The sequence below is a fragment of the Corynebacterium faecale genome (genome assembly GCF_030408735.1).
GTDB classification, from domain to species: domain Bacteria; phylum Actinomycetota; class Actinomycetes; order Mycobacteriales; family Mycobacteriaceae; genus Corynebacterium; species Corynebacterium faecale.
Genome location: NZ_CP047204.1, coordinates 2,930,815 through 2,942,413 on the forward strand (window position 1 = coordinate 2,930,815; position 11,599 = coordinate 2,942,413).

Below are 11,599 nucleotides of genomic sequence, written 5' to 3' on the forward strand. Positions count from 1 at the left end.
GTCAGGGGGTAGGCCGTGGCGGCAGGGGACGGGTCGCCGGGCCATTGAGAATCTCCCCGTCAACGGTGAACCGTGAGGCATGGCAGGGGCAATCCCACGTTCGTTCCGCCCCATTCCATGCCACCTGACAACCAAGGTGGGTGCACGCACTGGACACCGCATGAAGCTGGCCATCCTCATCCCGGTAACCGGCGACCTTCTTCCCACAGGAGTTGACGATCCCGCCCTCACCGGGCGCCAGATCAGTGATGTCCGGCTGCTTCAGGCTGAGCACACGATCACCAACCATCCTCGCGGCCACCCGGGTGTTCTCGGTGAGGAACTTCGGTGCAGCGGCAAAAGGCTTGACGCGGGTGGTGGAGAACAGTCCCGCCCAGGGATTACGACGTTGCCCGATGGCATCGGTGATGAGCATCCCAGCGAGTGTGCCGGCTGTCAGGCCCCACTTCTTCAGACCAGTGGCCACATAGACCCGCTTCGATCGCGCATTGACCCGTCCGATATAGGGGACACCGTCATCGGGCATATAGTCCTGGGCTGACCACTTGTGCTCGAAGGATTCCACCTTCCAGTGCTTCTGGACAAACTCACCCAGCTGCTCATAACGCTCCGGTTGGGCCTTGGGGGAACCGGTGTGATGGCTTTCTCCCAACACCATCAACAACTCACCACCGTCATGGGGCACAGACCGGATGGAGCGCATCGGGGAACCAACCGCCATCAGACTGGCACCGGGAAGATCGCCCTCCACCCGTGTGGTGAGCACATAGGAACGGGAAGCGTGAGCGCGGATAAACAACCCAGCGCGGTCGAGGAACGGCATGAGGGTGGCCACCACGACATGCCCAGCCCGAATCTGCCCCCGTGGGGTGTGGACGATGCAACCACCATCATTTTCATCCACATCGGTGCCCCGGGTATTTTCATAGATCTCCACCCCGGCCTCCGTGGCCAGGCGGGCGAGGCCGGCGGTATAGCGTCCCGCATGGAATTCCGCCTGATTATCAAAACGCATCCCACCGTGGGTGGGGAAGGGCAGCGGCACATCCTTATCCAGGAAGGCGGGCAGGCCAGCATGCTTGGCAGCCCTGGTCTCAGCCTCCAGGAGCTTCCACTCCGAGGCGTTGGTGGCGTAGATGAAAGATGAGCGACGACGGAAATCACAGTCAATACCTTCATCGACGAAACCCGCGATGCGTTCCTTGGCTGATTCCATGGCCATGGCATAGTGGCCGGCACTGTCACTGCCGTGGGTCTTGGCGAGGCGGGCATAGGTGCGATGATGCTGGCTGGTTACCTTGCCGGTGGTGTATCCGGTGGTTCCGGTGCCGATTCTGCCCTGGTCAATCAGACACACCGATCTACCCTCCCGGGCGAGCAGCAGGGCAGTGGTGAGCCCGGTTATGCCACCTCCGATCACTGCCACATCAGCGGTCCGGTGTCACCATCAAGTTGGGGAAAGTCCTGTGACTGAGCATCTTCCAGCCACAAGAATGAGTGCTTGGCCTGATTTACCTGAGCGGTCATAACTTCGATGCTACATATGATCCAGATCACATGTCCGCGGACACCTTCGACCTACATAACGTCACAAGATCTTGGGGGAAACCGCCCCTTTTCCCAGAAATCTTGTGACGTTATGTACGTTTCGCTCCTTCCCGTCCCCGGCAAAAGCATGCAGGGACAGGAAGACACAGCAACCGGAAGCGCACCTTCGGAAGTGACGGCGTGGGGGGTTAAGGGGTTAAGCCCTTTAGCCCGCCCTCAAGCAATTAACCCACTTACGCCTGCTGGGGAATGGAAAAACCGCCACACCCGGAGGTGTGACGGTCAATCTTTAGAGAGAGTGGAGCTTACAGCGGGCGAACCTGCTGAGCCTGAGGACCCTTAGCGCCCTCGCCGAGCTCGAACTCAACCTGCTGGTTCTCCTCGAGGTTGCGGAAGCCGCCACCCTGAATCTCGGAGTAGTGGACGAATACGTCAGCGGATCCGTCGGAAGGAGCGATGAAACCAAAGCCCTTCTCAGCGTTGAACCACTTCACAGTTCCCTGTGCCATTTTAATACCTTATTTCTTATGAGGTGATGCTACGTTCGCCAGCATGATTCACTGACGCCCGGGTCGTTAAAACTCCTCGGCGACCATCAACCTCCGCAGTTACTGCTTGGTTGAGGAAAAACCGGGTGCTCGCGTGTAATTCTTTTGCGAGCACCTAGACACTGCATACAGAAACCGCGACCAACAACTAGTGTGCCACAGATTGGCGATTAATAATAGTGTCTCGGCTGATTTCTAAGAAAAATGGGGTGGAAAAGGGTCAACCGGGGGAGGTGAATCGTTGCCCAGTCAAGAAACCCAGCTGCGCATTCCGGTGGCTCAACCAGCAGGTTAAGTGGGTATCCACTTCTTCAACCACTGCGATCACCCACTTCCACGGGACTCAAGCAGCCGAGCTGAATTTCTTTTCACCGATTCAGCAAACACCGCTGAGAACAAACCCAAGCCGTCTGAATGCTGGCGAAAAAGAGTCATTCAATCAAGCACCAGCCCTTATTGGCGGCTGATCCCCGCACCCAACCACGCCGCGTAGCGCCAGTTCCTGACGGGGTCCGGTGTCAAAATTAGCTTTTCTATCAAAACTAATCTGGACACTATCCGCCACGATCAGATTGCCCAAAGAAGCCCCGAAAAATCCCCAAACCCAGCGCCCAGCGCCCTACGCCCTATGCCCTACGCCGGAAGCAGATCCGAGGGTTCACCATGTGTGGTGATCACAAGCTCGTCACGCGCACGGGAGGCCGCCACATACAGCAGTGCGCGTTCCATCTGGAGGGCTTCTTCGCGCTCGGCTTCGGCCAAACCCGCCATCACCAGCTTGAACGGCAGGACATCCTGGGTGATGCCCAGCAGCACCACGTGGGTGAATTCCATGCCCTTGGCTCCGTGCATCGTCATCACGCTGACTGCTTCGCGTGATGCCAATTCTGCGTTCTTGGTTTTCACCGCCTGGATGCCATGATCTGCCAGACCATTGACCGCGCGGTTAATCAGGGGGCGGGTGCGGGTGAGCACACCGATGTGGGCATCGTCGTCCCCGTCCTGCCATCCGGCTATCAATTCGGCCACTGCAGAAATCTCTTCGCCTTCGGTGGCGAAGCGGAGCAGTCGTGGCAGGGGACCGGAGCGGGCGGAACGGTAACCGTGGGTGGAGTCCTCCTCGCCTTCAGAGTCGATCCATTCACCGGTGAGCACACCGAGTGCATAACCCAGGTTCTCCCGGGTGGTGCGGTAGTTGAGTGTCAGGCGCCGTGAGGCACGCCCGCGGGTCTCAATGCCAAAGCGGCTGAGCACATAGCGCTGGCCGTAGATCCTCTGGTGGGAGTCTTCGGCGAGGAAGATGTCATTTGCACCCGGTCCAACCGAGGCACGGAGGAATTTCCAGTGGCCGGCGTGGAAGTCCTGGGCTTCGTCGATAAGCACGTGATCGAAGGTGCGCTGGCCGGTGGACTGGAAACGGTTGTCCAGAACCACAGCAGCGATGGTGGCCAGCCCGACATAGGAGAACTGGCCATCACGTGCCGTGGACTTCATGAAGGCTTCTATCAGTGGCCAGACCTGTTTGCGTTGTGCGCGGTTCAGGGAGGTGCCGCGCCCCGGGCGCGGAACCCGGAGGTAGGCAGCCTGCGTGGTGATCTGGTTGGCCAGCACCACGGCTTCGAATTCCTGGGAGAGAAAGGTTCGGTTGGCGATCTCCGGCGACAGATCCGGCCCAGCCAAGAGGAGTGCATCCATCCAGTGCTGTTTGGTGTCATTGTCAGAGAGCACACGGGCCTGGCGGGAGGCCCTGCCCATCACCTGCTCGGTTGCGGCGACCAACTCAGACAGGGCGGCATCATCAAGGATCTTCCGCACGAGGGCATCAATGCCACTGATCCACAGACCGCGTTCACCGGGTTCACCCGCTTCGGGGAAGGCGGGGTTGAGCGCATTCATCTGGGATTTGAGGCTCTCCGCAAGCCCCCGGGTAAAGGTGGTGAGAAGGACGCGGGGTGGGGCGCTATCAAGCATCGGTGTGGCACCGTTCGAGGTGACCAGGCGGTTGGCGCGGTGAACCACCACCACGGTCTTGCCGGTGCCAGCACCACCGGAGACGCGGCCGGCGCCGGAGAAGTTCTGCTCCACGATTGCCTGCTGATCCGGGTGGATGAACACGCGCCAGGAGTGGAAATCACCGGAATCGATGACCTTACGCAGTTCATCGGTATTCACGTTTTCGATATAAGCGAACTCCATGCGGGCGCCGGGCTTCTTCAGGCCCTCGATGATCGCCTTGTCCGAGTTGCGTTCCTCCTCGGTCAACGCGTCGGTGGTCTTGATGCCCAGGCTTTCACGTATTTCCTCGATGGTGAAGCCCGCGACGATACCGAGCAGCGCATCGCGTTCCCATGCCGGGCTGCCCTCGAGCACATCCTCGATATTGTCCTCGGAGTCCAGCCCCATCACCACCTGGGTGGCTGCGGGTTCGATGCCGAGCTCCTGCTCCAGCAGCTCCGGCGTGTATCCACGGTTCTCAAATGCGTCACGGGGCTTAGGCAGGTCAACGGTGACCTCCTGCTCGGCCTGATGGTGCGCGGTTGCCGCTGCCTTCTCTGCTTTGCGACGCGATTCCAGGTCCGCGGTGGTTTGACGTACTGGCGCCGTCTCCTCAATCAACCGCGTGATGCCGTTGACCGGGTTCACATCGAGACGAATCTTCTTAGCCTTCTCGATGCCCTCATCATGCGGGTACACACCAGCTACAATGAAGTGTTGTTGAAACTCGTCGGTGAGTTCAAACATCACAGCCCGGTACTGCAAGTTGACGCGGCCGGTGCGGGCGCGGGGATCAACACTGCCGATGATCGGTTCCACGTTCAGCGCCGGGGAAGTGGGGTCCTGGCCTAGCTTGTCCAGGAAGTCCATGGTGACTTTTTTGATGCTGCCATCCAGATTGAGTGAGCCATGGATACTGATTGACACAGTCATTTAAGTGTCCTTCCTACGAGTTCAACAGTGCGGTGGGGATGTCATCGGCGCTGAGCGAATCCGCATGCAGCGCGGTCCAGCCCTTGTTTAGAAGTACGGCATCGGCTTCATCATCCGCTTCGAAGAGGAGAACAACCTTCTCCTGCGGCCACACCAGAACGGTGGCCACGGATTCCAATTCCTCGCCGAGCACCTCGGTGGGAGTGACGCCGGCGCTTGCGAGCGTGCGCAGCGCCTTTTCCACTTCCATATCGTCAGCGAATTCTTCAAAGGCGTCCTCCCAACCGGCAGCCACGGCTGCGTGCTTATCCACGCCAACCTCATCAGCTGCCGCGACCTCCACTGGGGAAGTGGCAGTCTTGTTGGTGGACACCACCAGTGCATCATCAGGGGCCAACCACATGAGGTTGGCAAGCGTGAGGAAGGTATTCCAGACATCCTCGGGAAGATCGTCTGGGCCGTCGGTGAGGAGTTTGAGTTCCTTAGCGCGGAGTTTCTTGTTGCCCATGATGCAGCGGAGCTGGATCTGATTCATCAGGGTGCCCACGGGGTGCCCATCCTGTTTCGAGGGGGCGTGCGAGAACACATGCAATGCCATCGCATGCGCATACTCAGACCAGGCTGGTTTCGTGGGTTCTGCAAGATAGGCCAGGAGGAGATCCACGGGGGACCCCTTCATCAGCTTCAATGAGGCCTGATCCAATATGGGGTTCCTGCTCACCAGCGCCTCAGCCTTTGGATGTACCCACGCAGGTTCTTCAGTTACTGGGTCGCCGAAGCTGTCGAGGTCTTTCCACGTCAGGTTCCAGGGCAGCACCGGATCCAGTTCATTGGTCAGGCGCGTGCGCTTTTCAATATCGGAATGAACCCGGAAGGCAGTAGCAGAAATGTGGGCTGATTTACCGTCGAGGAAAACGCCCACTGAACGGTGATTGCCGTTGAGGGGTTCAAAGAAGAAGTCAGGGCGGGTGTAGACATACTCCCGCTCGGCACTCATCCGCCACCGCATTCCACCGGTGAAGGTGATGTCCAGTTGAGGTCGGCCATCAAAGACACGGTCCACGATGGTGGCGTGACGGGCCTCCAGTGCCTTGCGGATCAATACCCGGAAGCGGAGCTCCAGCTTGGACTCTTCTGAAGGGGCAGGACGGGATTCCTGAATGTTCCACTGCGTTGTGGTCGGATCCACGTTCTCATCCGGGGCGGAGGTATCCAGCAGGATAGCACTCAATGCGCCCTCCGCAGCGGCGCGAGACGTCACTTCCATGGAGCGACTGCGGACATAGGGGAGGAGGCAGTCCGGGCAGGCCAGTCGGTGATCATTCTGGCATTCGCAGGAGTTCACCCGCTCCCAGGCTCGGCTGAGCAGGTTGTGCACCGACTCAGGATCAGTGAACTGGGAAAGGTAACCGGTGCCACCGGGAACCTTGTCATGGAGGAGGAGCGCATCTACGGAACCACCGTCCTGGCGTGCAACCTGAACCGTGGCCACATCCAGGTGGGTTGGATCGCCACCCAATACCTCCTTGAAGCCGAGTTTGATCGCAGCAATCAGGCTCGGCACGGTGAGGGTGTCAGCGGCACTGGTGAAGCGGTCCGGGATCAGCAGGAGAACACCCTGAGTGCGCAGTGTGCGTCCGAGTGCGAAGGCGACGGTGTCTTCTTCGGACTCATTACGCTGTGGGCACCAGGGGCGGTGATCATGCCAGGTGTTGGAACCGGCCTCAGAGTCCAGGTGCCCGCAGTGCTTGCAGACCCGGAAGAGCGGGGCATCAATCTCACCGCCGCTCAAGGGCAGTTTCTGCCCATTGCCCTGACCGAGGTTGAGCCAGCGGATCTCCACCTGCCGCAGGTGCTCCACGCCGAAGCCCTCCGTGAGGTACCAGGATGCACCGCGGCCACCATCGGGAACAGTGAAACTGACATGTTGGTGGAAGCGGGCGGAGTAGCGGTCATCGCGGTTGTCGGAAATGATGGCGCGGGTCTGCTCCACCTCGGATGAGACCTTGCGCATCTGCACCACATCGATGATCTGCCCCTTGTCTGCAAATCCTGGCGATCCACATTCCGGGCAGGAACCTGGGGTGTGATTCTCCCCAAGGAGGATTGCTGAGTAAGAACAAGAAGGACACATCCGCCACTGTTCGATGGCTGATCCCTGATGGCCGATCTCCACGACGTCGATGGTGGCGGCAATGCCCTGGGCATAGAACGTGGCGCCTGGCGCGAGCTCGAAAAGCGCGGAGGAGACACCGCGGGAGTAGGAATAGGCTTCAGTGTCAAAGACCATTTCCTGCGGATTGAACTTGGACACCGCTACGGATAGTTCCACGGAATCATCCAGGAGGGTGAAGTTGGGCAGCAAACCGAAACGCTCCATGGACCCAATCCAATGCTGGCCCTCCACGATGGATTGCAGTTGATAATTCACATGCCGGAGGGAGGCTCTGATGATCCGCTTTTCTTCTTTGAGTTCACGATCATGCTCATCAGACCGGAGGCTGAGTTCGTCGAGTCGCTCATTCAGGAGACCGCGACGGGAGTGGAGATCATATTGTTCGTTTTTCCATGTTTCACGTGAAACATTGATCTTTCCGATGAGGGAGTCCGCCTCATCACTGAAGGCCCAGGAACGGAGACTTGCCACCGTGTCGCCATCGACATGACCGTTCAGAGAGCTGATGAAGGAATCAAGAAGATCATCAATCCCGGTGCGCACCCGGGCGACGATGATGTCAGCCAGGGCCGGTTCGCCGGGTATTTGATTAAACACATCCACCGCGGTGGCGAGTTCAGGGATTTCCGCCTGGGTATCGATTGAATCCACCAGATAGGCGGTGAACTGACGGTTGAGGATTTCCACCGCCGACAGGAACGCCACCGGGGGAGTCACCGAACCAGAGATCACCGACAACGGCTGGTTCAGCTTGGGAAGTGTGATGCCACGGCCCCGCACCAGGGCGATCACCAGGGAGTTACCGGTGAGGCGCCCGGCGCGACCCACACGCTGCACATAGCTGGCCACCGAAGTGGGCAAAGAGGCAAGCATGACGGTGGATAGATCACCGATATCAATACCCATCTCCAGCGTCGGGGTGGCCACGAGAACGTTCGGGGCATTGGGTGCGGTGGTGGTGGAGGAACGGAAGGACTGTTCCAACTGCAGGCGGACCTTCTTGTCCAGCAAACCGGTGTGTTCCTTGGCCACCACGGTGCGTGGTTCCCTGGCCGAGTAGAGGCGACGATAATAATTGTCCTCCACTTGCAGGGCTGCCTGATGCCCCGCACAGCCGGGAGTGAAACATGGATGTCCATCCAGACGATCGCGGACAGTGGCGGAGACACCGATGCGGGAATGGCAGATGGTGCATTCCAGAATGCATGGTTCAGCTTCTGCCCCGATGCGGATGCGGTCCGCGCTCAGACCGTAGATGGTGCCGCCGGAGTCAGTGGGCGTTGAGTCAAGGATGTGGCGTCGGGAGAGCTCGTCGAAAAGCTTGGCCACCGCGGTGGCCGCATCGTGTGTGCCCAGACCAAGCAATTTGGCCGTCCAGATGGCAAAGCGCCCCCGTGGACTTCCCAACGGGGTGGTGCCGGTGTCACGTCGGGCAGCGGTGGTCAGCTGTGGGCCCACCCGGGGAAATTCTGGTGAACCGCCTCTGGGGAAAGCGGGGATGCCGCGTGCACGTGCCTCCCGACGGTTCAACAGATACGCATTGCCATCATCTCTGAGATAGGGCTGCAACCATTCATGATGGACACCGCCACGCAGGCGGGTCATCTCCAGCACGCCCTGGACCCACGCCAATTGCAGGGCGCGGTTGTTCATCTCCAGGGTGGGGGAGGCGACGGCTGTGAGCGCCTCAGCTGCGGCTGTGAGCGCGGCTGCCTCCGGGGTGTCCACGCTGATGGTGAGCGAACCCGTCAGCGCCAGGGAGCGCGTGAGATGCGCACGTTGGCCGAACTCCAGCACCAGGTCAAAGCCGAGGCGTCTGCGCGCCTCGCGGTTTGCTTCTCGACGCTCCGAATCCGTGGCATCAGGGTGCCAATAACTTTTGAACTGATCAAAATCCACCAGGTCCGGTGGCAAGAGTTCATAGCGGGAACGGGGATCATCGGCTAGCTCCATCAACCGATCCGGGAGCTGATCCAGGGTGACTTCACCATCACCGACCGCGCGCCGAGTGAAGGTACGCAGCGCGAAAGCTCGCGAACGAGCCTGGACGAAACCGGCGCGGTGGGCGGCATCCTGAACAGAGTCGGTGAAGATGAGTGTTTTCTTCTCCGCGGGATCCAACTCGGGCATCCCGAAAAGATTGGACAGCGCCACGGAGAGCAGAGTGGCCACCGAGGAGCCGATAAAGCGGATGGAATCATTCTCACCGCAGGAAGGACAGCGCTGTTCACCGGCAAAATCATCCGCATCCGGGCCGAAGTGCGTGAGCACCGGGATGGACTGTTCACGCTCTAGTTCCTCATCGCGCGGGGTGCGGGTGGAAAGTTCCCGGGTATCGGTGTGCAGCCACAACACGGCAGATTCACCATCGGTACCACGCGGCCCTGCAACAGCCCGCCCGGCGTCAATGGCATTACGGTATTCAGAGGTGGCATCCAAGAGTGGGCGTTGACGTTCCCGGTTCTTCAGCGATCCGGTCCGGATGGCCGGTCCTTCCATCAGGGGAGCATCGGTGCCAGGTTCCAGCTCCGTCATCCACCCGGCACGACCACAGCTGCGGCAATAACAGGCGGGCAGCCAGGGAACGTTGTCCTCGCCGCTCTCTTCCGCCGGGCCGTCATCAAACCACCGGAACAGCTGACCATCCTCAGGGATAGCAATGGCCCGGTCAATCCGCGAGACCTCACGAACCCAGAGATGGGTCTCCACACCGGGGAGCCTCTTGCCACCCCACTTATCCTCAACACCCCACGCGGACCGCAGATACGCAATAGCGGTCAGTGCATGGGTGATGAACTCCCTGGACTTTTCTTCTCCCAGCAACCGGAACGTGGAACCCAGTACCAGTTCGGGCAGCGTGCTGGTCTGATCCTGTTCACGGTGGGTCATCGGCACTGCCGTAGAAGCATGCTCAAGCAGGGCAGCGGTGAGTTCATGATCAGCGAAGTTGGCGATGGCTGGTTTCAGATCTGGCGCGCAGTGCCAGATCTTTTCACAGAACACCTCAAAGGTGCGCTCGGCATAACCGTTAGCTGCGTCCTCTTCTGCGATGAGATCCAAGATTTCATTGATCAACTCAACAGCGGGGAGGTCTCGGCCCTCTGCGTCCAGTGTGGAACTACCGAAGGTGGCAACGATCTCCTCCCGCCACTCATCAATGGTGAGAGTCTTCTCTGAGACGATGGCATGATCGGCGAAGCGTTCACCAAAGATGGTGTGCGCGAATTCCAGCATGGGGTTGGTGCCGTCACCGGGGGCCTTATCGGATCCCAGGGTGGCTGAGGTGGCCACCGGCACTACCTGTCCAAGAGGGCGGGCAGCGGCCTCCCCATCAAGGAAACCCGTTGGCTGATGCGACTTCAGCTGTAAACCCAGACGACGCAGCAACAACGCCACATCCGTGCCCTGAGCGCCGTCATAGGTATGGAACTCATCCAGAACCAGATACTGCAAAGACTCCGCGGAATGTTCCCAAATCTCACGGTCATTACTGCGCAGCAGTAGCTGATCCAACATCTTGTAATTTGTGAGCAAAAGATCCGGTGGATCCTGACGCATCTTCTCACGGTTGGTGATCAAAGACTTCTTACTCACCTTGGTAGCACCACTACCGGAGGATTCACCGGTGTAGATACCTGCGGTGACACCTTCCAACTCTGGGTGCTCGGTGAGCAGCTGGGCCAGGCGATCAGCCTGATCATTGGCCAGGGCGTTCATCGGATACAGCAACAGCGCTTTTACTCCACGCTGCCCCTGGGCCCGCATGCGTCGGGCATGATCCAGGATGGGGTAGAGGAAGGACTCTGTCTTACCCGAGCCGGTGCCGGTGACCACCAAGGTGGGATCAGGACGCCGCTCGCCGTGCTCATCAACCGACCGCAACCTGCGAAACGCTTCCGCCTGGTGGTGGTAGGGCACGAAGTGTTCCGGTAACCATGACAGCACACCCTCCCAGTCCCGCGCCTGGGCATAGGGGAGACGACTCCTCACATACGGTCCGTGGAACATCCCGGCATCAGCATCACCGAGGAACCGCTTGAGCGCCTCCCCGGTCTCCTGATCCGCAAGCGAGAAGCTGGTGGTCAAGTATTCCGTGAGACCTTCAAGGATATTGCCGGCCACATGGGCTGGGATGAGCGTGGACATGGATCTCCAACCGAAAAATCACCGAGGGAAGAAAACAACTGTTCTGCCTAGAAAGATTACCCGGCAGCCTTGACACGCTTCCGAAGTCCAAGGATTTTCACTGGTTAAGCCTTCAGAAACCGAAATTCAAGCAGGCATTTCCTAATTACATTTATAGGATTATAATTTAACATTGATTATGAAAAGGACTATGGCACCTGGACCACCCCATCCGGCCCCATACCCGTCGCCTCCACCTACCGCATCGCATGGC

Annotated in this window: 4 protein-coding genes; all 4 read right to left on the bottom strand. The window is 59.3% G+C overall.

The annotated features are described in order from the left end of the window. Window position 1: 1 nt before the first annotated feature. The 4 genes from CFAEC_RS13280 to CFAEC_RS13295 all read right to left on the bottom strand — a co-directional run bounded on the left by CFAEC_RS13280 (window position 2) and on the right by CFAEC_RS13295 (window position 11,346). Complete coding sequence (locus CFAEC_RS13280) at window positions 2–1,426, bottom strand: FAD-dependent oxidoreductase (protein WP_290277568.1); 1,425 nt, start codon at window positions 1,424–1,426, stop codon at window positions 2–4. 427 nt (window positions 1,427–1,853) lie between these two features. Beyond that, the gene (locus CFAEC_RS13285; protein ID WP_290277570.1) at window positions 1,854–2,057 is read right to left on the bottom strand and encodes a cold-shock protein; all 204 of its coding nucleotides are present in this window, start codon (window positions 2,055–2,057) and stop codon (window positions 1,854–1,856) included. A 672-nt stretch (window positions 2,058–2,729) separates the two neighbouring features. After that, the gene (locus CFAEC_RS13290) at window positions 2,730–5,024 is read right to left on the bottom strand and encodes a UvrD-helicase domain-containing protein (protein WP_290277572.1); all 2,295 of its coding nucleotides are present in this window, start codon (window positions 5,022–5,024) and stop codon (window positions 2,730–2,732) included. A gap of 13 nt (window positions 5,025–5,037) precedes the next feature. Continuing rightward, the gene (locus CFAEC_RS13295; protein WP_290277574.1) at window positions 5,038–11,346 is read right to left on the bottom strand and encodes a DEAD/DEAH box helicase; all 6,309 of its coding nucleotides are present in this window, start codon (window positions 11,344–11,346) and stop codon (window positions 5,038–5,040) included. Between the last annotated feature and the right edge of the window lie 253 nt (window positions 11,347–11,599).